This is a genomic window from Streptomyces sp. NPDC003284 (assembly GCF_053589675.1).
The window spans coordinates 34,377-59,059 of the sequence record NZ_JBSFSI010000011.1 but is presented as its reverse complement, the minus strand read 5'-3'; the positions used below and the strand labels follow the sequence as shown (position 1 = coordinate 59,059).

Sequence of the window (24,683 nt, the reverse complement as noted above, 5' to 3'; positions counted from 1 at the left end):
ATGACTGAGCCTTCACGCCCCGCGGTGCTGCGAGAGTAGAAAGGTCTGGACCAGAGGTCAATAGGTCTGGACCAATGCACCGCCGGTTCGACTAGATACCCAACTCCTGCGCGAGCACGGCGGCTTGAACCCGACTCCGCAGCCCGAGCTTGCCCAGCAGACGGCTGACGTGCGTCTTCACCGTCGCCTCCGCCATCGAGAGCCGCAGCGCGATCTCGGCGTTGGACAGTCCCTCCCCGAGACACGAGAGCACCTCGCGCTCCCGGCGCGTCAGCGACTCCAGCGCCGCCGGAGGCTCGGCCGGCCCGGCCGGCGGCCGCGCCGCGAACTCGGCGATCAGCCGCCGGGTGACCGCCGGCGCGATCAGCCCCTCGCCGCGCGCCACCGTCCGCACCGCGGTCAGCAGGTCCCGCGCCTCGGTGTCCTTCAGCAGGAACCCGGCGGCCCCGGCCCGCAGCGCCCCGAACACATACGCGTCGAGGTCGAAGGTGGTCAGCACCAGCACGTCCGCCAGCCCCTCGCCGGTCACCAGCCCGGTCGCCGACACCCCGTCCAGGCGCGGCATCTGCACATCCATCAGCACCAGGTCCGGCCGCAGCTCCCGGGCCAGCTCCACCGCCCGCTCGCCGTCCGCGGCCTCGCCCACCACCTCGATGTCGGGCGCGCTGCGCAGGATCAGCACGAGCCCGGCCCGTACGGCGGACTGGTCCTCGGCGACGACGACACGGATCACGCGGAGCCTCCTTCGGACCCGGTCAGGGGCAGCACCGCGCGCACGATCCAGCGTCCGTCCCCCGGGCCGGCGCCGAACGTGCCGCCCAGCAGCACGGCCCGCTCCCGCATGCCGGTCAGACCGGTGCCCGAACCCGGCGCGCGCGGGGTCTCCCGGCCGGTGCACGGGCTGCTGACCTCGATGCGCAGGGCGTGGTCCCGTTCCTGGACGCTCACCCGCACGGGTCCCTCACCGCCGTGTTTGAGCGCGTTGGTCAGCGACTCCTGCACGATCCGGTACGCGGCCAGCTCCACCGGGGCGGGCACCTTCCCGTGGTCCGCGCTCAGGCCGACGTCCAGCCCACCGGCGCGGGCGGAGGAGACCAGCGCGGCGAGGCCGTCCAGGGTGGGGACCGCCGCCGGGGCGTCCGCGTCCGGGCCGTCGCGCAGCAGCCCGATGAGCCGCCGCATCTCCGTGAGCCCGTCGACGCTGTTCTCCCGGATGACGGCGAGGGCGTCCCGGCTGGTCGCCGGGTCGTCCAGGGAGAGCGCGGCGGTGGAGTGGATGGCGATGGCCGACAGATGCCCCGCGACCATGTCGTGCAGCTCGCGCGCCATCCGCGCCCGCTCGGCCGCGACCGCCTGGACGCGGTCCGTCTCGGCGAGCAGCGCGGTCTGCTCGGCGCGCAGCCGGGCGGCCTCGGCCGCCTCCCGGTGGTTGCGCACGCTCCAGCCGGTGGCGGCCGGGCCGAACGTCACGATGCCGGTGACGACCCCGATCAGCAGGGCCTCGGGCACCCGCCACACCGCGAGCGGCACCAGCGTGGCGGCCACCGTGACCAGGCCGGTGACCCACAGCACCCGCCGGGCCCAGGCGGCCGTGCCGTAGAGCACGCCCGCGTACACGAGATCGGTGTACATCACCAGGGTGGCCAGACTGCCCTGGGTGACCGTGTCGCAGGCCACCGCGGCGGTGCCGGTCAGCAGGGCCGTGCGCGGGCGGGTGCGGCGCAGCGCCTCGCAGCCCGCGGTCACCGCCAGCGGCAGCAGCACCGGCCACCGCCCGGCCCACAGCACGAGCGGGTCGCCCGGGGTGCGCACGCCCAGGCCCAGCCCCCACAGCAGCAGTCCGCCGAGCAGTCCGGCCAGCGCGATCGCGAGGTCGTCGCGGTGCGGGCGGGCGGGTCCGGGGGCCATGCGTCCATCCAACACGGCCCGGCGGGCGGGCGCCTGGTCCCGCGGGACGGTCCGCGCGTACATCGAAGGATGCAGTCGCACCTCGTCACCGCCGACGACGCACCGGCCCCGGCGGGCGGCGACGCTGGTGGGGAGCGAGAGGAGCAATCGTGATCGTCGGACTGATCGTCGCCTGCGAGGCCGGCTTCTGGGTCCTGCTGGCCGCGGGCCTGGCCGTCCGCTACCTGCTGGGGCGGCGCCGGCTGGGCGCGGCGCTGCTGCTGGCCGAGCCGCTGCTGGAGGTGGTGCTGTTCGCCGTCACCGCCGTCGACCTCAGGAACGGCGCCGAGCCGGGCTGGGAGCACGGTCTGGCCGCGCTGTACATCGGCTTCACCGTCGCCTACGGGCACTCCACGGTCCGCTGGCTCGACGGCCACGCCGCCCACCGCCTGGGCGGCGCGCCCCGGCCGCCGAAGCCGCCCCGGTACGGTCTGGCCCGCGCCCGCCACGAGGGGCGGCTGTGGCTGCGCACCCTGCTCGCCTCGGCGGTCGCCCTCGCCCTGCTCCAGGCGGCGATCTGGTACGTCGGCGGCGGCGCGGGCACCGATCCGCTGCGCGCCTGGCAGGCGGCCGTGCTGCGGATCCTCGTGATCCACGCCCTGATCGCCCTGACGTACCTGATTTTCCCGAAGAAGGGCCCGAAGAAGGGCCCGAAGAAGGGCCCGAAGAAGGGCCCGAAGAAGGGCCCGAAGAAGGGCCCGAAGGAGGGTCCGAAGACCCCGGAGACGGTGCCGGGGGCGTCCCCGGCGGGGGAGTCCCCGGCAGGGGAGGGGACCGGCTCCCTCAGCGCTCGCCGCCCGGCACCCACAGCACGTCACCGGTCTCCTTGTTCGCCGTCCGGGCGAGAATGAACAGCAGGTCGGAGAGCCGGTTGAGGTAGGTCGCGGTGAGCGGGTTCATCGTCTCGCCGTGCACCTCCAGCGCGGCCCAGGTGGACCGCTCGGCCCGGCGGACCACCGTGCACGCCTGGTGCAGCAGGGCCGCGCCGGGGGTGCCGCCGGGCAGGATGAAGGAGCGGAGCTTGTCCAGCTCCGCGTTGAAGCGGTCGCAGTCCTCCTCCAGCCGGTCGATGTAGAACTGCTCGACCCGCAGCGGCGGGTACTGCGGGTTCTCGACGACCGGGGTGGACAGGTCGGCGCCCACGTCGAACAGGTCGTTCTGCACCCGGGTGAGCACCTCGGCCACGGAGGCGTCCAGGGCGCCGAGCGCGAGGGCGGTGCCGATCACGGCGTTCGCCTCGTTGGCGTCGGCGTACGCCGAGATCCGCAGGTCGGTCTTGGCGGTCCGGCTCATGTCGCCGAGGGCGGTGGTGCCCTGGTCGCCGGTCCTGGTGTAGATGCGCGTCAGATTGACCATGACGCCAGCGTAGTTACGCCCCGGCGGTACGGAACACCCGAGTGCCCGCCGTCACGGACAGCGCGGCGAAGCCCACGGCCACCAGGACCCCGTACAGCATGTGCGCGCCGGTGTACTCGCCGACGTAGGCGTCGCGCACCGCGTCCACCAGATAGCGGAACGGGACGAAGTGCGAGAGCACGTCCAGCCAGGCGGGGGCCAGGCTCATCGGGAGCATCAGGCCGGACAGCAGCATCGACGGCATGGACACGGCGTTGATCAGCGGGCCGAACTGCTGCGGGGTGGCGACCTTCATCGCCACCGCGTAGGACAGCGAGGCGAGCGCGACGGTGAGCAGGGCGACGAAGCCGAAGCCGACGAGGATGCCCGCCAGCGGTGCCCGCAGGCCCATCACCAGCGCGGCCAGCACCAGCAGCACCGCCTGGAAGAGGAAGACGGTGGTGTCCCGCAGCACCCGGCCGAGCAGCAGCGCGAGCCGGCTGACCGGGGTCACCCGCATCCGCTCCACCACCCCCTGCCCCTTCTCGACGATGATCATGAATCCGGCGAACAGGGCGCCGAAAAGACCCAGTTGGAGCAGCAGCCCGGGGACGAGCACCTGCCAGGAGCTGCCGCCGCCGCCCAGCGGCAGCCCGGTGAGCAGCGGTCCGAAGAAGAGCAGGTAGAGCAGCGGGGTGAGGACGCCGAAGAGGAGCGCGAAGCGGGAGCGCAGGGACTGGCGCAGATAGCGGCCGTAGATGAGGGCCGTGTCGTGGAGCAGCATGAGGGATGTCCTGGTCCTGGAGGGGTTCGGGGGCCGTCGTGGGGTGCCGCGGCCGGGGCGCGGTCAGACGGCCGCGGGGGCGGTGCCGGTGGCCGGGGCGGGGCTGCGGCCGGTGACGGCGAGGAAGGTGTCCTGGAGCGAGGCGTCGATCGAACCGCCGTACTCCAGCTTGAGCGCGCTCGGTGTGCCCTCCGCGGCGACCCGGCCGCCGTCGACGACGACCAGCCGGTCGGAGAGGGCGTCCGCCTCGTCGAGGTAGTGGGTGGTCAGGAAGACGGTCGTGCCGTGCTCGTCGCGCAGCCGCCGGACCAGGTCCCACAGGTCGGCGCGGCTGCCCGGGTCCAGGCCGGTGGTCGGCTCGTCGAGGAAGAGGACGCGCGGGCGGTGGGTGAGGGCCATCGCGATGTCGAGCCGGCGGCGCTGGCCCCCGGAGAGCGCGGAGGTCTTGCGGTCGAGCAGCTCGGTGAGGTCCAGGTCGCGGGCCAGCTCCGCGGCCCGCTCGACGGCCCGCGCCTTGGGCAGGCGGTACATCCGGCCCTGGGTGACCAGTTCCTCCCGCACGGTGATCTGGCCGTCGACCCCGCCGGACTGCGCGACGTAGCCGCAGGCGAGCCGGACCCCGGCCGGGTCGGTGGCCAGGTCGTGGCCCGCGACGACGGCGGTGCCGCCGGTCGGCGCGAGCAGGGTGGTGAGCATCCGCAGGGTGGTCGTCTTGCCCGCGCCGTTGGGCCCGAGGAAGCCGAGGATCTCGCCCTGCCGGACGGTGAGGTCGATCCCGCGCACGGCCTCGACCGGGCCGCGCTTGGTCTGGAAGGTGCGGGCCAGTCCGGCCGCGCTGATGACTGCTGGTGGCATGGCCCCAGAAAAACAGGGTCTATGAAATTTTGCAACGTCCCCAAAATTTCATAGACACCAAGAAGGGGTGCGAGGAGGATAGGATCCGGCCATGGCAGAGGGGCTCAGGGAGCGGAAGAAGCGGCAGACCAAGCAGTACATCTCGGATGTCGCCACGGGACTGTTCCTGGAGCGCGGCTTCGACGCCGTCACGGTCGCCGAGATCGCCGAGGCGGCCGACGTCTCCGTCAACACCGTCTACAACTACTTCCCCGCCAAGGAGGACCTCTTCCTCGACCGCGCCGCCGGGGTGACCGACCGGCTGGCCCGCTGGGTGCGCGGCCGGGACGAGGGGGAGTCGGCCGCGCGGGCCGTGCTGCGCGAACTGCGCGCGGAGGTCGAGGCGGTCTCGCCGCGCATCGGCCTCTTCACCGGGTACGCCCCCTTCATGCGGGTGATCGAGGACGCGCCCGCGCTGCGCTCCCGGCTCTGGGCGGTCGGCCAGGAGGTGCAGGCCGCCCTGGAGCAGGCCCTGCGCGAGGAGACCGGCGCCCTCGCGGACGACCCGCTGCCCGGCCTGATGTCCGGTCAGATCGGCTGGGTGCACGCCACCGTCATGGCGGCCGTCGGCCGCGAGATGCTCGCGGGCCGTGCCCCCCGGGAGGTGTCCCGCGAGGTGCTCGACCTCCTCGACGAGATCGAGGACGTGTTGAGCGAGAAGGTGCTCAACTACGCCGTCCGGGGCGCCCAGTGACCCCTGCCGGTGTGATGTCCGTCAATTGAGACGTGACGCGCGTTACTTACCGGTCACACAGCGCCGCGCGGGCGCTAGTGTCCGCCGAGAGGCATAGACGCAAACAGCGTGAAAGCCGTTCTTCAGCCGCGCGCGCAGGCGCCTGCGCAGTCGTTCACCAGGGGAGTCTCAGTGGCACGCAAGCTCGCCGTCATCGGAGCCGGTCTCATGGGGTCCGGCATCGCCCAGGTCTCCGCGCAGGCGGGCTGGGACGTCGTCCTGCGGGACGTCACCGACGAGGCGCTCACGCGTGGCACCGACGGCATCAAGGCGTCGTACGACAAGTTCGTGAGCAAGGGCAAGCTGGCCGCCGAGGACGCCGAGGCCGCCCTCGCCCGCATCACCACCACCACCGACCTGGACGCCGCCGCGGACGCCGACGTCGTCGTCGAGGCCGTCTTCGAGAAGCTCGACGTCAAGCACGAGATCTTCCGCACCCTCGACAAGCTGGTCCGCGAGGACACCGTCCTCGCCTCCAACACCTCCGCCATCCCGATCACCAAGATCGCGGCCGTCACGGAGCGCCCCGAACGGGTCGTCGGCGTGCACTTCTTCTCCCCGGTGCCGATGATGCGGCTCGTCGAACTCGTCCGCGGCCACAAGACCAGCGACGAAGCCCTCGCCACCGCGCGGGAGTTCGCCGAGTCGGTCGGCAAGACCTGCATCGTCGTCAACCGCGACGTGGCCGGCTTCGTGACCACCCGTCTCATCACCGCCCTCGTCGTCGAGGCGGCCAGGCTCTACGAGTCGGGCGTCGCCACCGCCGAGGACATCGACCTCGCCTGCAAGCTGGGCTTCGGCCACGCCATGGGCCCGCTCGCCACCGCGGACCTCACCGGCGTCGACATCCTGCTGCACGCCGCGGGCAACATCTACACCGAGACCCAGGACGAGAAGTTCGCCGCGCCGGAACTGATGCGCCGGATGGTTGACGCCGGTGACATCGGGCGCAAGAGCGGGCAGGGCTTCTACAAGCACTGAGACCGTTCCGGGGGCGGCCGTATCACCCTTCGGGGTGAATTCGGTATCGGTTCGCCCACAGACAGCAACCGCATCGCCACACACGCAGTCAGACGTTGCACAGTCACCGTCACACGGAGCACGCCACCGCATTCACGGGGAGCGCATATGTACATCAGGGGCGACCACACCGAGGTGGTCGTCGGGGGCCGGCTCGACGTCCGCAGCGCGGCGGACGCCCGTACGGCCCTGCACTCGGCCGTGGACGACGGTGTCGGCGACCTGGTCCTCGACCTGTCCGGGCTCGACTCCTGGGACGCCACCGGACTCGGTGTGATCATGGGCGCGCACCGGCGCGCGGGCCGCTGCGGCCGGCGCCTGGTCCTGCGCGGCGTACCGGCCCAGATGCAGCGCCTGCTGGTCGCCACCCGGCTGCACCGCATCCTCGCCATCGAGGGCGGCATCGGCGTGGAGTCCCTGCCCCGCGTGTGACCTCCAGCGGACAGCGGACAGCGGACAGCGACTGCGGACTGCGGACCGGCCGCGGACGAGACCCGGCCGGACGGCACGGAACGTGACGTCGGCCCCAATCCTCACGAGACCGTGACCTCTCGGGCTCCGCGGTACCCCGCCCTGTCGGCGATACTGTGCGAAGGTTTAGGGTTCGGTCGCCCGCTGCCTCGCCACCCTCGAGCGGGCCCGGACCAGAGCGACAGCGCGCAGTGCGGCACACGGCCGGGAGGGCTGGACCAGCAGCACACGACGCCTCTGGGGAGCTTGCACGCAATGGAACCCATGGACCCGAACACCCGGGAGCCCGAGGACATGGGCCAGGACGGCGACGGCCACACGCCCGGCCGGCGCCCGCCCGGCACGTCCCGCGCCGCCGACTTCCCGCCGCCCGCCGCCGCACCGGCCCGTACCGTGCGCCTGGTCAGCGGCGACTTCCTGCTCACCGTCAACCCCGTCGACGGCAGCGAGATCGAGGTCTGCCCGCCCGCCGACGTCCCCGGCCGCCCGCGCCCGCGCACGGCCGCCGAACGCACCGAGGCCGACCGCGCGGCGAAGCCGCCCGTCCCGTCCGGCCCCGCGCCCTCGCCCGAACCCCTCCTGGAACGCCAGGAGGAACGCGAGCGGCTGGTCCGGCTGCTGGCCCGCGGCCGCTCCGTACGCCTGACCGGCCCCGGCGGCTCCGGCCGCACCAGCCTCCTCGACCTCGTCGCCCAGGACTGCGCCGGACTCGCCCCGGACGGCGTCGTCCGGCTCAACGGCCACCGCCGCACCGCGGGCGACCTGCTGCACGAGCTCTTCCACGCCGTACGGCACGCCCCGCTGCACCGGCCGGACCGCGACGAACTCCTGGAGCACCTGCGCGAGATCGGCGCCGTCGTCGTCCTGGACGACATCGAGTTCGGCGGCACCGCGCTCGACGAACTCCTCGACGCGACACCCGAGTGCGCCTTCCTGATCGCCGCCACCCCGGACGTGCCCGCGCCCTCGGCCGACTCCGCCGTCGAAGAGGTCTTCCTCGGCGGCCTCGACCGGGCCGGCGGTGTCGAACTCATCGAGCGCGGCGCCGGGCGGATCCTCACCGAGGAGGAGGCCAACTGGGCCGGTGACCTCTGGTTCGAGTCCGAGGGCCTGCCGCTGCGCTTCGTCCAGGCCGGTGCCCTGCTGCGCCAGCGCGACCGGCTGCGGGCCGGCACCAGCGCCGTGGAGGAGTTCGGCGTCTTCGCCGACACCCCGCCCGACGACGCCCCCTTCGCGGGCGGCGACAACGACGGCGACGACGTGCCCCTGCCCTCGCTCGGCGAGGCCGCCGCGCCCGCCCCGCTGCTCGCCTCCCGGCTCAGCGCCTCGGCCCGCGCCACCCTGCGCTTCGCCGTCGCGCTCGGCGGCGAGGTGCCCCACCAGGCCCATCTGCCCGCCCTGATCGGCGACACCCACGCCGACGCCGCTCTCGGCGAACTGGCGGGCTGCGGCCTGGTCTCCCCGGTCGGCTCCCGCCACCGGCTCGCCGCGGGCGTCCTCACCCAGCTGGAGGCCGCCGGATACGGCGACGACGCGGCCGAGCAGGCCGACAGCGCCGCCCGGCACTACGCCTGGTGGGCCGCGCACCCCTCGGTGACGCCCGAGCGGGTCACCGCCGAGGCGGACGCCGTGCTCGCCGCCCTCGCCGTGCTCGTACCGCTCACCGCGCCGCCCGCCGAGGGCGAGGAGAGCACCGCCGTCCACCTCGCCCGCGCCGCGGCGCCCGCGTTCGCCGCCGGACTCGGCTGGAGCGCCTGGGAACGCGCGCTGCGCTTCGGCACCGAGGCGTCCCGGCTCGCCGGACAGGTCGCCGAGCAGGCGTACTTCCACCACGAGCTGGGCATCCTCGCGCTCTGCGGCGGCCTGCTGGACCGGGCCCGCGCCGAGCTGGAGGCCTCCATCGGCCTGCGCGGCGCGCTCTCCGACCGGCGCGGCACCGTCGCCGGACGCCGTGCGCTCGCCCTGGTCGCGGACCGCTCGGGCACCGCGCCGGGACTCGGCGCGATGGCCGCCCTCGGCCCGGGGGAGGAGACGCCGTACCTCCCGGAGGAGCCGGTGTCGCCGCCCGGCGGTGTGCCCGCGCCCTTCCCGGCGCTGCGGCCGCCCGCCGAGGAGACGTCCGGCACGCTGGTCACCTACCAGCCCTCGGACAGCGGTGCGCCGACCGTCTCGCACGGGCCGTCCGGGCCGTCCTCCCACGCCCCGGCCAGGCACCGGGCCGGGCTGAAGGGCTTCGCCCGGCGCAACCTGGTGGCGGCGGGCGCGGGCGCGCTCCTCGCGGCCGTCCTCGGCACGGTGGTGACACTGGGCGCCACCTCCCACAAGGACACCGACGACCCCTCCGGGAAGGTCGGCGGCAACCCGCCCGCGAGCCAGGACGCCGGCGACGGCGACCCGGCCGCCGACAGCCCGCAGGACGGCGGCGGCAGCGGCGGTGACGGGGGCGCCCCGGACGCCGGGGGCGGCTCGGCGACCGCCGCGCCCAGCGGGCGGCCGACGGACCCGGGACCCGACGGCACCCCCGGCACCTCGGACGACCCGGTGCCTCCGGGCACCTCGGGCAAGCCCTCTCCGGACCCCAGCTCCACCAAGGGGACGGGGACCGGTGGCAGCACGGGTGGCAGCGGTACGCCGAAGCCGTCCGGCACAGTCAGTCAGCCGCCCTCGGAGAGCACGTCGCCGTCGGAGAGTCCGACCCCGTCCCACTCGACGCCCCCGCCGTCGCAGTCCACCTCTCCGGCGCCGACCGACACGGACACCACCAGCCCGTCCAGCTCCGTCACCAGCACCCTGTCGGCACCGGCCACGGCGAGCGGTTCCGCGACCGCGCCCGAGAGCGGGGACGGCGGCGAGGGTGGCGACGGCGGCACGACCGGCCCGGACGCCGGGTCGGTCTGAGCCGTCTGGGTCGTCTGAGCTGTCTGAGCCGGGGCGACGGCCCGGGGCCCGTGCCCCGGGCCCGCAAGGGTCAGAACAGCCGCAGCTTGTCGTCCTCGATGCCGCGCAGGGCGTCGTAGTCCAGGACCTGGCAGCCGATGCCGCGGTCGGTGGCGAGGACGCGGGCCTGGGGCTTGATCTCCTGGGCGGCGAAGATGCCGCGCACCGGGGCGAGGTGCGGGTCGCGGTTCAACAGCTCCAGATAGCGCGTGAGTTGCTCGACCCCGTCGATCTCGCCGCGCCGCTTGATCTCGATGGCGACGGTCTGCCCCTCGCCGTCCCGGCACAGGATGTCCACCGGGCCGATCGCCGTCATGTATTCACGCCGGATCAGTGTGTAGCCCTCGCCGAGGGTGTCGATGCGGTCCGCGAGGAGCTCCTGGAGGTGCGCTTCCACGCCGTCCTTGATCAGCCCGGGATCGACGCCGAGTTCGTGCGAGGAGTCGTGGAGGATCTCCTCCATCGTGATGATGAGCTTCTCGCCCGCCTTGTTGACGACGGTCCAGACCCCTTCCTCCTCGCCCGCGCCCTCCTTCAGGGCGCACGGCGGCGACATCCAGTTCAGGGGCTTGTAGGCGCGGTCGTCCGCGTGGATCGAGACGCTGCCGTCGGCCTTGACCAGGATCAGACGGGGTGCCGAGGGAAGGTGGGCGGTGAGCCGGCCCGCGTAGTCGACGGAGCACCGGGCGATGACGAGACGCATGGTCGGCAACGCTACTCGACACACGGCGCCGTACGCGATTCGCCCGTCCTGCTCCGCTCGCGCCCGGTGGACGCCTCGCGCGGAACCGCCCCATTTTTCCCTGGATCACCCGTGTTCACTTGTGGCCGATTGTGTTCCCAACTCGACCGGCGGGTACGCGCATTCGCCTGGTAAGCCCTCGTTTCGTTGCCTACCGTAGGAACGGGAGGTCGCGATGTGTGTACTCACCGTGTTCGGTATCACGAACTCCCTCATCTGTCCGGCAACCCCCGCTGGTCGGGGGTGCGAGAGGAGAACCCATGTCGCTCGACGTCTCACCGGCCCTACTCGAACAGGCCGAGCGAGGCGAGGTCGACGAAGCTGCCTTCGTCGACTGCGTCCGGACCTCCCTGCCCTATGCGTGGGAGATGATCAGCTCCCTGGTGGCCCAGCTGAAGGTCGACGGCGGAGACTTCGCCGACAACCAGACGCCTCCGCCGGACGAGCAGGCGCGCGGCCAGCTGCTGCGTGCACTCGCGAGCGACGCGATACGCGGCGCGCTGCAACGGCACTTCGGTGTGCGGCTGGCCTTCCAGAACTGCCACCGTGTGGCGGTGTTCCCGCTGGACGGCTCGGTCGATGAGCGGCTGGCCCGGTTCACTTCGGTGCGCAGCCAGGTGCTCAACCAGTCGCCGGAGTTCAGGGACTGCTGAGGGGGCAGTGGTCGTCGGCTTGCCGCCCCGCCCGCGGGAGAATCATGGAGGCCGGGGCGGCAGGCCCTCCGGCGGCGGACCGCCGCCGGTCGGGCACGGTCCGGTTCAGCGCAGCCGGGGGAGCACCTCGGCGCCCAGCCGCCGTACGGTCTCCTCGGTCGCGGCCAGCTCGCCGGAGCCCTCGACGAGCAGGGCGAAGCGGGAGATGCCGGTGCGCTCGGCGGTCGCCGCGAGGCGGTCGGCGCACCGCTGCGGGCTGCCCACCGGGTGCAGGGCGCAGAGCATCTCCGTGTAGGCCAGCGGATCACGCATCCGGCGGCTGCGGCCGTCCACGGTCACATGCGCGTCCAGTCCCTGTTTCAGCCATCCCGGCATGGCCTTCAGCAGGGTCTCCGCGGCCTCGGCGTCGCGGTCCGCGATGTGGCAGACGCCCGCCGAGACATGGCCCGCGTCCGCGATCCGCTCCTCCGGACGCCCGGCGGCCCGCGCGCAGCGCTGCCACAGCGCGACCATCTCCGCCTTCTCCTCGTCGCCCGCGTGCATCCCGAGCAGCATCGGCAGCCCGCGCTCGGCCGCCAGCCGCACGCTCGCCGGGGAGGTGCAGGCGATGACGACCTCGGGTCCCGGGGCCTCGGTCAGCGCCTCGTCCGGCCGGGGCACCACGGCCACCTCCCGGAAGGCGAACCGCTCCCCGTCGGCCGCCACCGACGGCTCGCGCAGCCAGCGCAGCAGCAGGTCGAGCGACTCCGGGAACCCCGACTCGTACGCCGCGAGGCCCGCTCCGAAGACCTCCAGGTCCACCCAGGGCCCGCCGCGGCCCACGCCCAGCGAGAACCGCCCGCCGCTCGTCAGGTGCAGCAGCGCGGCCTGCTCGCCGAGCGCGACCGGATGGACGGTGGGCAGCACGCTCACCGCGGTCCCGACGCGCAGCCGGCGGGTGCGGCCGAGCAGCAGCGCGGCCAGGGTGATGGCCGACGGGCACGTCCCGTACGGTACGAAGTGGTGCTCGGCCAGCCAGACCGCGTCAAGACCGGCCTCCTCGGCGACCTCGGCGGTGCGGACCGCGCGGTGCAGCGCCTCCCCCTGGCCCTGCCCGGGGAACTGGGCCGCCAACACGAAACTTCCTACGCGCATCGCTCTTCCTGCTTCCTCGGCTCCGACGCGGAGCTCCCCCACGCGGCATAACCGTCCGACACGTGCCCAGGACACGGCCTGGCAGAGGGATTTCCGGATTGTCTGTATTGTCTGCGGAATTGACCGTTCCGGAGAGCGACTTGGGCGGTTCGGCGGGCAATCCGGTTCTTTGCGTGTCCGCTCGGCGGCGCCGCGTACGCTGGAGGCATCCCGTTCCCTTCGCAGAACCCGGTGAGGTGTCCCGTGTCCCCGCGTCGCAACCGTCCCAAAGGTCCTGGCTCCTCAGGCCGGAGCGCCGAGGACGACGCGACGAGCCGCTACGGGGGCTGGCAGTCCACCGAGAGCTGGCAGGGCGAGGAGTGGTGCGTGCGCCATGTCGCGGGCGCCGGCACGGCCGGCAAGACCTACCGCTGCCCGGGGTGCGACCAGCTGATCGGCCCCGGCGTCCCGCACGTGGTCGCCTGGCCCGAGTACGCGGGCGTGGACGACCGCCGCCACTGGCACAAGGCCTGCTGGAACGCGAAGGACCGCCGCACCACGCGGGTGCGGCGGTCCCGGGACGCGCCGAGGTTCTGAGGTCCGCAGGGATCCCGTACGGCTTCCTACACGTCCCGCTCCCGCAGCAGCGCCCAGGCGCCGGCGCCGACCGCGGCCGTCACCCCGAGGATGATCCACAGCGGATCCCAGCCCGCCGGGCCGGAATCGCTCAACGAGCTGGAGTAGAAGACACCGAGCTGGTTCGGGATGGAGTACTCGAACAGCGCGTTGCGCACCGACTCCAGCGAGCGCGTGAACATGAACAGCGCGATGACCAGCGGCGCCAGCACCACCCCGATCATGATGGTGATGCCGCCCGCCGAGTGCCGCAGCACTGAGCCGATGAGCAGCGAGACCAGCCCCAGCAGCGCCAGGTAGAAGCTGACGCCGACCGTGGCCTTGAACCACTCGCCGCCGGTCGGCCGCCGCGCGCCGCTGCCGTCCAGCATCGCCGTCTGGGCGACCGCGACCAGCGCGGTGCACACCAGCGTGATGACGAAGGAGAGCAGGAAGAACACCAGGGCCTTCGCCACCAGCACCCGGCCCCGGCTGGGGCAGGCGGTCATGGTGGTGCGGATCATGCCGGTGCCGTACTCGGAGGCGGTGGTCAGCACGCCGAGCGTGATGATGCAGATGCTGCCCAGGAGCACCCCGATGAAGCCCAGCGTCAGTACGTTGTCGTCGCCGGACATGTCGGCGGAGGAGTGCGCGACGACCCCGCCGACCAGCAGCCCGACGCCGACCACCAGCACGACGAACACACCCAGCGTCCACATCGTGGAGCGCACCGACTTGATCTTCGTCCACTCCGAGGCGAGCGCGTGCCCCAGATGCGTCCGCACGACCGGGATCGGCGAGGTGTAACCGGGCAGGACGGACGGTGCGGACGGTGCCCCCGCCTGCCAGGCGGGCTGCGGAGTCGGCGGCATCGGAGTCTGCGGCGTGCTCATCGGGCGTCCTCGGACTGGGTGACGTCTGCTGCGGGTGCGGGTGCGGGTGCGGGTGCGGGTGCGGGTGCGGGTGCGGCGGCCGGTGCCGTGGCGGGCGGGGCCGGGGCAGGTGCCTGGACGGCTCCCGCGTACGGGTTCGGCGCCGCCGCGCCCGCGTACGGCTGCTGGGGCGGCGGGCCGCCGTAGGGGCCCGCGGCGGGCACGGGCGCGCCGGGCTGCGCCTGGGGCGGCGGCGGCGCGTACCAGCCGGGCTGGCCCTGGCCCGGCACCGGCACCGGCGGCTGTGCGCCGGGCGGCAGGGGCTGCATCAGACCGGACTTGGCGTCGGTCGTCGAGCGGTAGTCGACCACCGACTGCGTCATCCGCATGTACGCCTCCTCCAGGGAGGCCTGGTGCGGGGACAGCTCCCACAGCCGGACGCCGGCCTCGTGCGCGAGGTCGCTGATGCGGGGCAGCGCCAGCCCCGTCACCCGCAGCGCGCCGTCCTGCTCGGGCAGCACCTGCCCGCCCGCACCGGTCAGCGCGGACGACAGCTTCTCCCGCTGCCCCGGCTCGGTGTCGGGGACACGGACCCGGGCGAAGTCGGCGGAGTTCGCGGAGATGAAGTCCGTCACACTCATGTCGGCGAGGAGCTGCCCGCGCCCGATGACGATCAGATGGTCCGCGGTCAGCGCCATCTCGCTCATCAGATGCGAGGAGACGAACACGGTCCGGCCCTCGGCGGCCAGCGACTTCATCAGATTGCGCACCCAGAGGATGCCCTCCGGGTCGAGGCCGTTGACCGGCTCGTCGAAGAGCAGCACCTGCGGATCGCCCAGCAGTGCCGCCGCGATGCCGAGCCGCTGCCCCATGCCGAGGGAGAAGCCCTTGGAGCGCCTGCGGGCCACCTCCTGGAGACCGACCACGCCCAGTACCTCGTCCACCCGGCGGGCCGGGATGCCCGACAGCTGCGCCAGCGACAGCAGGTGGTTGCGGGCGGTCCGGCCGCCGTGCACCGCCTTGGCGTCCAGCAGGGCGCCCACCTGGCGCGGGGCGTTGGGCAGCCGCCGGTAGGGGTAGCCGCCGATCGTCACCGAGCCCGCGGTCGGGTTGTCCAGGCCGAGGATCATCCGCATGGTCGTCGACTTGCCCGAGCCGTTCGGCCCGAGGAAGCCGGTGACGGCACCGGGCCGTACCTGGAAGGAGAGGTTGGATACGGCGGTCTTGGCGCCGTAGCGCTTGGTCAGGCCGACTGCCTCGATCATGCTCCGGTCCCATCGGAAGGTGGCCGTCCCAGGTTCAGGACAGCGGGGCACACGCCCCCGTAAGGCTTAGGAGCTTATCCGGGCGCTGACGGTTCCGGCCAAAAGAAGGTAAAGCCAGGGCGGCCCGGTACGTCAGGATCTGCGGCGTTCCGTCCTCAGGCGTCCCGCCTGCGCAGCAGCGCGTAGCCGGCCGCGAGCGCCGCGATCACCCACAGCGCCATGATGCCGAGACCGCCCCAGGGACCGTAGGGGGTGTCGTCGCCGACCCGGGGGAGGACCCGCAGGATGCGGCTGCCCGCCTGGTCCGGCAGGTACTGGCCGACCTTCTTCGTCGCCGAGACATTGCCCAGGATGTTGGAGATCAGGAAGAAGAACGGCATCAGGATGCCCAGCGACAGCAGCGGGGAGCGCAGCATCACCGCGGCCGCCATCGAGAACACCGCGATCAGCGTCATGTAGAGCCCGCCGCCGATGACCGCGCCCAGCACACCGGGCGCGGTGATCGAGGTCTTCAGCGGGCCGAGCATCGCCTGCCCGAGGAAGAACGCGGCGAAGCTGGTGGCCATGCCGACCAGCAGCGCCAGGGCCGCGGCCACGGCGACCTTGCTCGCCAGGAACGCCCCGCGCCGCGGCACCGCGGCCAGCGAGGTGCGGATCATGCCGGTGCTGTACTCGTTGGACACCACCAGCACCCCGAACACGATCATCGCGAGCTGCCCGATGGTCATGCCCGCGAAGCTGACGAAGGTCGGGTCGAAGGAGAGCCGCTCCCGCGCGGGCATGTTCCCGAACTCGTTGCGCGAGAGCGCCGAGATCAGCATGCCGAGGGCGAGGGTGACGACCACGGCGAGGGACAGCGTCCACACCGTCGACGCCACCGACCGGATCTTCGTCCACTCCGAGCGGATCACCTGGGTCGCCGCCATGTCTCAGCCCTCCACCGTCGTCGGCGCCGCGTCCCGTACGGTCCCCTCGGGCGGCGGTCCGGTCCGTGTGCTCCAGTCCGCGCCCCACGGCCGCTCGGCCGGCTCCGCGTGCGCGTGGTACTCCACCGACGAGGCGGTCAGCCGCATGAACGCCTCCTCCAGCGAGGACTGCCGGCTGCTCAGCTCGTGCAGCACCACCTGGTGGCGGGCGGCCAGCTCACCGATCTCCTCGGACCGGCCGCCGTCCACCTCCAGCGCCCCGTCACCGCCCTGCACGACCTGGATCCCGGCCCGGTGCAGCGCGTCCAGCAGCCGCTCCCGGTCGGGGGTGCGGACCCGGACGTGCGAGCGCGAGTTGCGCGCGATGAAGTCCGCCATGGAGGTGTCCGCCAGCAGCCGCCCCTGCCCGATGACCACGAGGTGGTCGGCGGTCAGCGCCATCTCGCTCATCAGGTGCGAGGAGACGAAGACCGTACGGCCCTCGGCGGCCAGCGACTGCATCAGGGAGCGGATCCAGTGGATGCCCTCCGGGTCGAGCCCGTTGACCGGCTCGTCGAACATCAGGATCCGCGGATCGCCCAGCAGCGCGCCCGCGATGCCCAGGCGCTGGCTCATGCCGAGCGAGAAGCCCTTGGCCTTCTTCCGGGCCACCGCCGCCAGCCCCACCGTCTCCAGCACCTCGTGCACCCGGCGCTCGGGGATGCCGTTGCTCTGCGCCAGGCACAGCAGATGGTGGTAGGCGCTGCGCCCGCCGTGCACGGCCTTGGCGTCCAGCAGGGCGCCGATGTACGTCAGCGGGTCCGTCAGCTCGTGGTAGTGCCGGCCGTCGATGCGCACGTCCCCGCCGGTGGGGTGATCGAGCCCCAGGATCATCCGCATGGTCGTCGACTTCCCGGCCCCGTTGGGCCCCAGGAATCCGGTGACGGTGCCCGGCCGCACCGTGAACGTGAGGTCGTCGACCGCCACCTTCTCGCCGTAGCGCTTGGTCAGCCCCGCCAGTTCGATCATGCGGCCACGCTAAGGGCGCGCCGAGCCCCCCGCCACCGGAAGGCGACGGGGGGCTCGACGGCGACCGGCCCCGCGACGGAGGGCGGCCGGGCCGCCGCCCCGGTTCACCGGGTCTGCCTCTGTGCCTACCGGGTCTGCTGGGCGGGGACCCCGCGGGAGACCGGCTCGTCCTCGGCGGGGGTGCCCGCCGCGGCCACCGCGGCACCGGTCAGCGTCGCCAGCATCTCGCGGACGTTCGTCAGCTGGGCGTTGATCGAGTCGCGGCGGTTGGTCAGCGCCGCCAGCTCCCGCTCGGACTCCGAACGGATGCGGTCCGCCTTGGCGTTGGCGTCGGCCACGATGTCCTCGGCCTGGCGCTGCGCCGTCTCCACGGTCTGCCGGGCCCGGCGCTCGGCGTCGGTGCGCAGCTTCTCCGCCTCCAGCCGCAGCTGCTCCGCGCGGTGCTCGATCTCCGCGAGGCGCTTCTCCGCCTTCTGCTGACGGGACGCCAGGTCGCGCTCGGACTGCTCGCGGCGCTTGGCGAGGTTCGTCTCGAAGTCCGCGGCGGCCTGCGCGGCCTTGGCGCGGGTCTCCTCGAAGAGGGCGTCCGCCTCCTCCCGCTTGGACTGCGCGTCCTTCTGCGCCTCGCCGCGCAGCTGCGAGGCGTCGCTCTTGGCCTTCTCGACGATCCGGACGCCCTCGTCCTCGGCCTTGGCCTTGCGCTCGGCGGCGAAGGACTCGGCGTCGTTGCGGACCTGCTGGGCCGCCGACTCGGCCAGCTCGCGGTGCTGCTCGGCCGCGCGCCGTGCCTCCTCGCGCAGATCCTTGGCCTCCTCCTCGGCGAGGCGGAGGATCTTCTCGACGCGCGCGCCCAGACCGGCGTACGACGGCTCGGCGTCGGTGATCTGGGCCTGGGCGTTCTGCGTCTCTAGGTGGAGCTCCTCGATGCGCTTCTCCAGCGTGGTGACACGGGAGAGAGCCCTGTCGTGGTCGGAGACCAGCTTGGCGATGTAATCGTCCACCTGAGCGCGGTCGTACCCACGCCGCACATGCTCGAAGCCGTAGGGGGAAGTGTCGCTCATGGGGTTCCTGTCGAATGAGACCGGTGAGGTGATAGGTCGAATCCTAGGGGCCGAAGCGGTGTGTCATCGAGCGGATACGTGTTTGATCTGGAGAATGACACCTCTTTTGAGTGGCTGACCGCCGCAGCGCTTGCCAATTACCACGGCGCAGCCTTCGGAAGCTCCCCCGTGAGGCCCCGAATTCACCCTAAAGGCTAACCTTCTGACTACCCCTCTGACGACTTCTCCCCGGAACGGGGTGCTCCGACCGTCGCGCCCGCCCGGACCCCGGCGTCCTTCCCGGACCCCGGCGCCTCGAAGGACTCCAGCGCCTCCAGCACGTCCTGCACCCGGGAGATCTCGGCGTTGATGTCCTCGCGCCTGCGCACCAGGGTCTCCAGCTCGCGCTTGCCCTCCTCGACGGTGCGCTGCGCCTCCTGGACCGCCTCGGCCTTCAGCTCCTCGGCCTCCTTGGCCAGCTTGGCCTTCTTCTGCTCGGCCTCCTTGAGCAGCCCCTCGGCCTTCTTGACCGCGGCGATACGCACCTTGCCCGCCTCGGAGTTGGCGTCCGAGACGATCTCCTTGGCCTTGGCCTGGGCCTTCGCCAACTGCTCCTCGGCCGCCTTGATCAGCGCGTCGCAGCGGTCCCCGGTCGACTTCATCGTGTCGGCCGCCTCCCGGCGGGCCCGCTCGTGCAGCCCCTCGATCTCCGAGGTGAGGCGCGCCCGCAGCTCCTCGGCGCGCTCCCGGATCTGGGTGGCGTCCCGGCGGGCCCCGACCAGCAGCTCGTCCGCGTCCGTACGGGCCTTCTCCACCGCGGAGTTGCCCTGGACCGTCGCCTCGGACAGGATCCGCTCGGCCTCCTGGCGGGCCGCGCCCACCATCGTGTCGGCCTGCGCCTCCGCGTCCGCCTTGGACGTGACCGCGCTCGCCTGTGCCTCGGTGAGCAGCTTGTCGGCCTCCGCCGTGGTCTCGTTGATGAGCTTGTCGACCTGCTCGGCCGCCTCCGAACGCCGCTTGTTGGCGTCCTTGCGGGCCTCGTCCAGGGTCCGCTCGGCCTCCTCGCGGGCGGCCGTCACCAGCCGCTCGGCCTCCGCCGCCGCCTCCGCCCGCACCCGCTCGGAATCGGTACGGATCCGCTCGGCCCGCGACTGCGCGGAGCCCACCGTCTCGGCGGCCTCGGCCCGCAGCCGCTCCGCGTCCCCGGTGGCGTCCGAGATCAGCTTCTCCGCCTTGGCGACGGACTCGGTCCGCACCCGGTCGGCCTCGGCCAGCGCCTCGGTGCGCACCCGCTCGGCCTCGGCCGCCGTCTCCGTGCGCAGCCGGTCGGCCTCGGTGATCGTCTCCGTGCGCAGCCGGTCCGCCTCGGCGACCGTCTCCGTCTGGAGCCGCTCGGCCTCCGCGCGCGCCTCGGAGATCAGCGTGTCCGCCTGCGTCGCCGCGTCCGAACGGATCCGGTTCGCGTCGTCCCGGGCGTCCGCACGCGTGCGCGTGGCGTCCTGCTCGGCCTGCGCGATCGTGTCCGACGCCTCGGTACGCACCCGCTGCGCGTGCTCGGCGACGTCCGCGCGGACCCGCTCGGCCTCCGCGATGGCCTCGGACACCGTGCGCTCGGCGAGCGCCTTGGCGGCCTCGGTCTCCTCGCCCGCCTCGCGCCGCAGCCGGGCCGCGTCCTCGCTGGCCCGCTCCCGCTCGGCGTAGGCGTCGGCGCGGACCCGGTCCGACTCCTCCTCGGCCTCCCGGCGGGTACGGTCCGCCGCGTGCTCGGCGGCCGAACGCAGCCCGGTGATCTCCTCCTGCGCCTGCTCGTGCAGCCCGGCCACGGAGTCCCGTACCTGCTGCGCGTGCGTCTCGGCGGCCGACACCATCTCGGTGGCCCGCCGGTCGGCCTCCTCCACCAGACGGGTGGCCTCGGCCTGCGCCTCCTCCACCCGGCGGCGCGCCGACGCCAGCAGCTCCTCGCTCTGCTCGCGCGCCCGCTCCCGCTCCTGGTCGGCCTCCTGACGGGCCGAACCGAGCAGTTCCTCGGCCTCGCGGCGGCGCCGGGCGGACTCCTCCTGCGCGGCGGCCAGCGCCTCGGACGCCTCCGCGCCCAGCCGCTCGGCGGCGGCCTGCGCCTCGGCGCGGACCCGGTCCGCGGTGTCCTGGGCCTCCGCCTTCAGCCGCTCCGCCTCCGCCGCGGCCTCCGAACGCAGCCGCACGGCCACGTTCTCGCCCTCGGCGCGGGACGCGGACGCGTCCGCGGCGGCCTCGTCGCGCAGCCGCTCGGCCTCCGTCTCGGCCTGCTCGCGCAGCGCCCGGATCCGCTCGGCGGCCTCGGTCCGCAGCCGCTCGGCCTCCTCGGCGGCCTCCCGGCGCAGCCGCTCGCCCTCCGCGCGGGCGTCGGTGAGCGCCTGCTCGGCGGCGGTGTGGCGCTCCTCGGCCTCGGTGTGCAGCCGGGTCAGCTCCTCGGTGGCCTCGGCCTGCCGGGCCGCGAGCGCCCGCTCGGTCTCCTCGCGCAGCCCGGTCGCGGCCCGCTCGGCGTCCGCCTTCACCGACTCCGCGTGCTCGTCGGCCTCGGTGCGCAGCCGCTCGGCCTCCGCGCGGGCGCGCTCCAGCGTCTCCTCGGCCTGCCGGCGCAGCACCGTGGCGCGCTCGATGGCCTCGGTGCGGACCTTCTCGCTGTCCGCGCTCGCACCGGCGCGCAGCTCGTCGGCGTCCGCCTTGGCCTTGGCGAGCAGCTCCTCGGCGGACTTCGCGGCCTCCTCGATCTGCGCCACGGCCTCGCGCCGGGCCTCCGCGCGGATCTTCTCGCCCTCGGCGACCGCGTCGGAACGCAGCTGCTCGGCCTCGCCGCGCAGCCGCCGCGCCTCCTCCTGGAGCTCGACGGTCTTGGCGCGGTACTCCTTGGTGTCGTCCTTCGCCGCGCCCTTGAGTTCCTCGGCGATGTCGTGCGCCTCGGCGCGCAGCCGGTCCGCCTCGGCCTCCGCCTCGGTGCGGATCCGCTCGGCCTCCTCGGCGGCCGCCCTGGTGGTCCGCTTGGCGTTCTCGGACGCCTTGTCCAGCACCTCCTCGGCGGTCTTCGCCGCCTTGGACAACTGGGTGGCGGTCTCCTCGGCGGTGGCCGTACGGGCCTTCTCCGCGGCCTCGGCGAGGATCTTCTCCGCCTCGGCGCGGGCGTCGGCGACGAGCTGCTCGGCGTCGGACCGGGTGGACTCGGCCTCCTTGGTGGCCTCCTCGACCAGCCGGGCGACCTGCTCCTTGGCGGTGCGCGTGCGCTGCTCGTTGGCCGACTCGGCCCCGGCCAGCGTCTTGGCCGCGCTCTCCTCGGCCTCGGTGACCAGCTTCTCGGCCTCGGTCTGCGCCTTGCGCAGCGCCTCCTCGGCCTCCGTCATCCGCTGCTCGGCGGCCCGGCTCAGCTCGGTGGCCTGGCGGCGGGCGGCCTCCGACTCGCTCGCCGTGCTGCTGCGCAGCCGCTCGGCGTGGTCGGTGGCCTCCTGCGCCTGGCTGGAGGCGGCGCCCAGCAGCCGCTCGGCGTCGGCGCGGGCCCGGCGCAGCAGCTGCTCGGCCTCCGCGCGCGCCGACTCGGCCTCGTTGCGCAGCCGCTGCCGGGCCTCGGCGGTCAGCCGCTCGGCCTCGGCGCGGGCGGCGGACATCGCCTGCTCGGCCTCGGCGCGGGACTCGTCCAGCAGCCGACGGGCCTGCTGCTCGGTACGGGCGCGCAGCTGCTCGGCCCAGGCCACGTTCTCGTTGACGTGGGACTCGACGGTCTGGCGGCGCTCGGCCAGCTCCTGGTCGAGCTGCTGGCGCCGGTTCACCGCCTCCTGGTGCAGCTCCGCCTGGAGCCGGGCGGCCTCCTCGGCGTGCTCCTGGAGGATGCGCTGGGTCTGCGCCCGCGCCTGGCTCAGCTCGCGCTCGGCGTCGGCGCGGATCTGCTCGGCCTGCACCTGCGCCTGCCGCAGCAACTGCTCGGCCTGGTAACCGATGTCGGCGCTGTCGTAGGCGGGCCGGGTCATGATGGTGCGGCGCGCCTCGTGCAGCTTGGCGCGCAGCACCTCGACCTGGTAGCCGAGGTCCTCGGCGTGCTGGATCGCCTTCTCCCGCTCGGTCTTCAGCCGATCCATCTCGGCCTCGAACCGAGAGAGGTGGTCGACGTCAGCCGCCGGCTCTCGCTCCTGGCGTTCGTAGCCCCGCACTGCGCGGTCCCATCCGTCCCCTGGTCGCAAGCCTGTCCAAACGAGCTCCGTCCATCCGCCGGACGGGGCCCCCGGGGAATGGTGTCAGATCAACGGCGGAGCATGGGCTGCTGCCCCGTCGTCCGTCCCCCGAAACGTGGACCCCGGAAAGCGATCGGCCCGCTGAGCGGACGATCGCCCCCAACCCTACCGGCCCTTATGTATGTCGGTCAGTGCTCGGCCGTCCCAACGGGCGCCGAAGTGACGAGTTCTGTGAGGACGCCATGGCAGTCCTTGGGGTGCAGGAAGGTGATCCGTGACCCCATGGAGCCGCGTCGCGGCTCCTCGTAGAGGACCCGCACGCCCTTGTCGCGGATGCCGGCGGCGTCCGCGTCGACGTCCGCGGTGCCGAAGGCGATGTGGTGCACGCCCTCGCCGTTCTTCGCGAGCCACTTCCCGACGGCGGAGTCCTCGCGGGTCGGTTCCAGGAGCTGGAGGTAGGAGGCGCCGCCGTCGGACGTCTCGTTGATCTTGAGCATGGCCTCGCGCACGCCCTGCTCGTCGTTGACCTCGGTGTGGAACACCTCGAAGCCGTACGTCGCCCGGTAGAACTCGACGGTCGCGTCGAGGTCGTGGCAGGCGATCCCGATGTGGTCGATTCGCGTCAGCATGGACTCAGTGCAGCGCCGATCGGATGGTTACGCAACGTGCGCGCGATCACACCGACGGCCCGATGACGGGGCGGACCGCCGCTCAGTACATTCGAAGTAAACCCTCGTTCACTCCTCGGCTGTGCAGGCCGGTAAGGGGAATCGCAGCTCATGGCTTCTGGAAACTCCGGTACGACCGGTTCGGTGATCGTCGCGGGCGCCCGTACGCCCATGGGCCGGCTGCTCGGCTCGCTCAAGTCGTTCTCCGGCGCGGATCTGGGCGCGTTCGCGATCAAGGCGGCCCTGGACCGCGCCGGCATCGGGGGCGACCAGGTCCAGTACGTGATCATGGGCCAGGTGCTCCAGGCCGGTGCGGGCCAGATCCCCGCCCGGCAGGCCGCGGTGAAGGCGGGCATCCCGATGAGCGTGCCCGCGCTCACCGTCAACAAGGTGTGCCTCTCGGGCCTGGACGCCATCGCGCTGGCCGACCAGCTCATCCGCGCGGGCGAGTTCGACATCGTCGTGGCCGGCGGCCAGGAGTCCATGACCAACGCCCCCCACCTGCTGCCCAAGTCCCGCGAGGGCTTCAAGTACGGCGCGGTGGAGATGCTCGACTCGATGGCCCACGACGGGCTGACCGACCCCTGGGAGACCATCCCGATGGGGGAGTCGACCGAGAAGCACAACACCCGTCTGGGCATCGGCCGCGCCGAGCAGGACGAGATCGCCGCCCTGTCCCACCAGCGCGCCGCCGCCGCCCAGAAGAACGGCGTCTTCGAGGCCGAGATCACCCCCGTGGAGATCCCGCAGCGCAAGGGCGACCCGGTGCTCTTCAGCAAGGACGAGGGCATCCGCGGCGACACCACCGCCGAGTCGCTGGCCCGGCTGCGCCCGGCCTTCGCCAAGGACGGCACGATCACCGCCGGTTCCTCCTCGCAGATCTCCGACGGCGCCGCCGCCGTGGTCGTGATGAGCAGGGCCAAGGCCGAGGAACTGGGCCTGGAGTGGATCGCCGAGATCGGCGCCCACGGCAATGTGGCCGGTCCGGACAACTCCCTCCAGTCCCAGCCGTCCAACGCGATCCTGCACGCCCTGCGCAAGGAGGGCCTGGAGGTCTCCGACCTCGATCTGATCGAGATCAACGAGGCGTTCGCCGCGGTGGCCGTGCAGTCAATGAAGGACCTCGGCGTGTCCACGGAAAGGGTGAACGTGAACGGCGGCGCCATCGCCCTGGGTCACCCGATCGGGATGTCCGGCGCCCGGCTCGTGCTGCACCTGGCGCTGGAGCTGAAGCGGCGCGGCGGCGGCGTGGGCGCGGCGGCGCTGTGCGGCGGCGGCGGCCAGGGCGACGCGCTGATCGTCAAGGTGCCCGGGGCCTGAGGGCCGTACGGAGCCTGAGGGCCGCCCCGGCCCGGTGCGCGGCCGGACCCGGACCCCCGGTGAGCGGGGTGTCCGGGGTATCCCCCCGACCGATCCTCCGCGTACGTTCGTGAGATCGGCGCGGAACACGTGAACGGAGCTGTG

The 24,683-nt window shown here is 73.2% G+C and carries 21 protein-coding genes and 1 pseudogene; 8 read left to right on the top strand and 14 right to left on the bottom strand.

The window, feature by feature from the left end; genetic code table 11:
* Positions 1–91 precede the first annotated feature (91 nt).
* A complete protein-coding gene (locus tag ACWDYF_RS22865; RefSeq protein WP_381742642.1) occupies positions 92–733 on the bottom strand; it encodes a response regulator in 642 nt (213 codons plus the stop codon).
* Entirely contained in the window at positions 730–1,908 is a 1,179-nt protein-coding gene (locus tag ACWDYF_RS22860) for a sensor histidine kinase (RefSeq protein ID WP_389466528.1), read from the bottom strand. Before ACWDYF_RS22860 ends, ACWDYF_RS22865 begins: the two co-directional genes overlap by 4 nt.
* Positions 1,909–2,057: 149 nt before the next feature.
* Here ACWDYF_RS22860 and ACWDYF_RS22855 point away from each other — a divergent pair.
* A pseudogene (locus ACWDYF_RS22855) lies at positions 2,058–2,618 on the top strand (hypothetical protein); the annotation flags it as partial.
* Positions 2,619–2,730: 112 nt separating this feature from the next.
* On the opposite strand, the gene ACWDYF_RS22850 reads toward ACWDYF_RS22855, so the two are convergent.
* The 3 genes from ACWDYF_RS22850 to ACWDYF_RS22840 form a co-directional block, all read right to left on the bottom strand.
* Positions 2,731–3,303, bottom strand: a complete 573-nt coding sequence (locus tag ACWDYF_RS22850; protein ID WP_381742648.1) for a cob(I)yrinic acid a,c-diamide adenosyltransferase — start codon at positions 3,301–3,303, stop codon at positions 2,731–2,733.
* Positions 3,304–3,316: 13 nt separating this feature from the next.
* A complete protein-coding gene (locus tag ACWDYF_RS22845; protein WP_389466530.1) occupies positions 3,317–4,066 on the bottom strand; it encodes an ABC transporter permease in 750 nt (249 codons plus the stop codon).
* 63 nt (positions 4,067–4,129) lie between these two features.
* The gene (locus ACWDYF_RS22840) at positions 4,130–4,921 is read right to left on the bottom strand and encodes an ABC transporter ATP-binding protein (protein WP_389466532.1); all 792 of its coding nucleotides are present in this window, start codon (positions 4,919–4,921) and stop codon (positions 4,130–4,132) included.
* 91 nt (positions 4,922–5,012) lie between these two features.
* Between ACWDYF_RS22840 and ACWDYF_RS22835 the strand changes: the two genes are divergently transcribed.
* From ACWDYF_RS22835 to ACWDYF_RS22820, 4 genes are all read left to right on the top strand, one after another.
* Positions 5,013–5,654: a TetR/AcrR family transcriptional regulator gene (locus ACWDYF_RS22835; protein WP_389466534.1), complete on the top strand. Its 642-nt coding sequence runs from the start codon at positions 5,013–5,015 to the stop codon at positions 5,652–5,654.
* A gap of 171 nt (positions 5,655–5,825) precedes the next feature.
* Positions 5,826–6,674, top strand: a complete 849-nt coding sequence (locus ACWDYF_RS22830; protein ID WP_389466537.1) for a 3-hydroxyacyl-CoA dehydrogenase family protein — start codon at positions 5,826–5,828, stop codon at positions 6,672–6,674.
* A gap of 147 nt (positions 6,675–6,821) precedes the next feature.
* Positions 6,822–7,145 carry an STAS domain-containing protein gene (locus ACWDYF_RS22825; RefSeq protein ID WP_018571473.1) on the top strand — a complete coding sequence of 108 codons (324 nt, stop codon included), beginning with the start codon at positions 6,822–6,824 and terminating at the stop codon, positions 7,143–7,145.
* Positions 7,146–7,448: 303 nt separating this feature from the next.
* Positions 7,449–10,082 carry an ATP-binding protein gene (locus ACWDYF_RS22820; protein WP_389466539.1) on the top strand — a complete coding sequence of 878 codons (2,634 nt, stop codon included), beginning with the start codon at positions 7,449–7,451 and terminating at the stop codon, positions 10,080–10,082.
* Between the two features lie 70 nt (positions 10,083–10,152).
* Here the strand turns inward: ACWDYF_RS22820 and nucS are convergent, their stop codons facing one another.
* On the bottom strand, positions 10,153–10,824 hold the full coding sequence (gene nucS / locus ACWDYF_RS22815; protein ID WP_018571475.1) for an endonuclease NucS: 672 nt from the start codon (positions 10,822–10,824) through the stop codon (positions 10,153–10,155).
* A gap of 299 nt (positions 10,825–11,123) precedes the next feature.
* Between nucS and ACWDYF_RS22810 the strand changes: the two genes are divergently transcribed.
* A complete protein-coding gene (locus ACWDYF_RS22810; protein ID WP_018571476.1) occupies positions 11,124–11,516 on the top strand; it encodes an SCO5389 family protein in 393 nt (130 codons plus the stop codon).
* 105 nt (positions 11,517–11,621) lie between these two features.
* On the opposite strand, the gene ACWDYF_RS22805 is transcribed toward ACWDYF_RS22810, so the two are convergent.
* Positions 11,622–12,650 (bottom strand): LLM class flavin-dependent oxidoreductase, encoded by a 1,029-nt coding sequence (locus ACWDYF_RS22805; RefSeq protein WP_389466542.1) that lies wholly within the window; start codon positions 12,648–12,650, stop codon positions 11,622–11,624.
* Between the two features lie 243 nt (positions 12,651–12,893).
* Between ACWDYF_RS22805 and ACWDYF_RS22800 the strand changes: the two genes are divergently transcribed.
* Positions 12,894–13,226 (top strand): ATP/GTP-binding protein, encoded by a 333-nt coding sequence (locus ACWDYF_RS22800; protein ID WP_381742659.1) that lies wholly within the window; start codon positions 12,894–12,896, stop codon positions 13,224–13,226.
* Positions 13,227–13,252: 26 nt separating this feature from the next.
* On the opposite strand, the gene ACWDYF_RS22795 is transcribed toward ACWDYF_RS22800, so the two are convergent.
* The 7 genes from ACWDYF_RS22795 to mce form a co-directional block, all read right to left on the bottom strand.
* Complete coding sequence (locus ACWDYF_RS22795; RefSeq protein ID WP_381742661.1) at positions 13,253–14,137, bottom strand: ABC transporter permease; 885 nt, start codon at positions 14,135–14,137, stop codon at positions 13,253–13,255.
* Positions 14,134–15,381: an ABC transporter ATP-binding protein gene (locus ACWDYF_RS22790; protein ID WP_389466547.1), complete on the bottom strand. Its 1,248-nt coding sequence runs from the start codon at positions 15,379–15,381 to the stop codon at positions 14,134–14,136. The genes ACWDYF_RS22795 and ACWDYF_RS22790 overlap by 4 nt, the downstream gene beginning before the upstream one ends.
* A 155-nt stretch (positions 15,382–15,536) precedes the next feature.
* Complete coding sequence (locus ACWDYF_RS22785; protein WP_381742664.1) at positions 15,537–16,307, bottom strand: ABC transporter permease; 771 nt, start codon at positions 16,305–16,307, stop codon at positions 15,537–15,539.
* A 3-nt stretch (positions 16,308–16,310) separates the two neighbouring features.
* The gene (locus ACWDYF_RS22780; RefSeq protein WP_018571482.1) at positions 16,311–17,315 is read right to left on the bottom strand and encodes an ABC transporter ATP-binding protein; all 1,005 of its coding nucleotides are present in this window, start codon (positions 17,313–17,315) and stop codon (positions 16,311–16,313) included.
* A 125-nt stretch (positions 17,316–17,440) separates the two neighbouring features.
* Positions 17,441–18,376, bottom strand: coding sequence for a coiled-coil domain-containing protein (locus tag ACWDYF_RS22775; protein ID WP_381742666.1), 936 nt, complete (start codon positions 18,374–18,376; stop codon positions 17,441–17,443).
* A gap of 206 nt (positions 18,377–18,582) precedes the next feature.
* Positions 18,583–22,530: a polarized growth protein Scy gene (gene scy / locus ACWDYF_RS22770; protein WP_389466555.1), complete on the bottom strand. Its 3,948-nt coding sequence runs from the start codon at positions 22,528–22,530 to the stop codon at positions 18,583–18,585.
* A gap of 209 nt (positions 22,531–22,739) precedes the next feature.
* Complete coding sequence (gene mce / locus ACWDYF_RS22765; RefSeq protein WP_018571485.1) at positions 22,740–23,180, bottom strand: methylmalonyl-CoA epimerase; 441 nt, start codon at positions 23,178–23,180, stop codon at positions 22,740–22,742.
* 150 nt (positions 23,181–23,330) lie between these two features.
* Between mce and ACWDYF_RS22760 the strand changes: the two genes are divergently transcribed.
* Positions 23,331–24,539 carry an acetyl-CoA C-acetyltransferase gene (locus ACWDYF_RS22760; protein WP_389466557.1) on the top strand — a complete coding sequence of 403 codons (1,209 nt, stop codon included), beginning with the start codon at positions 23,331–23,333 and terminating at the stop codon, positions 24,537–24,539.
* Positions 24,540–24,683: the final 144 nt, after the last annotated feature.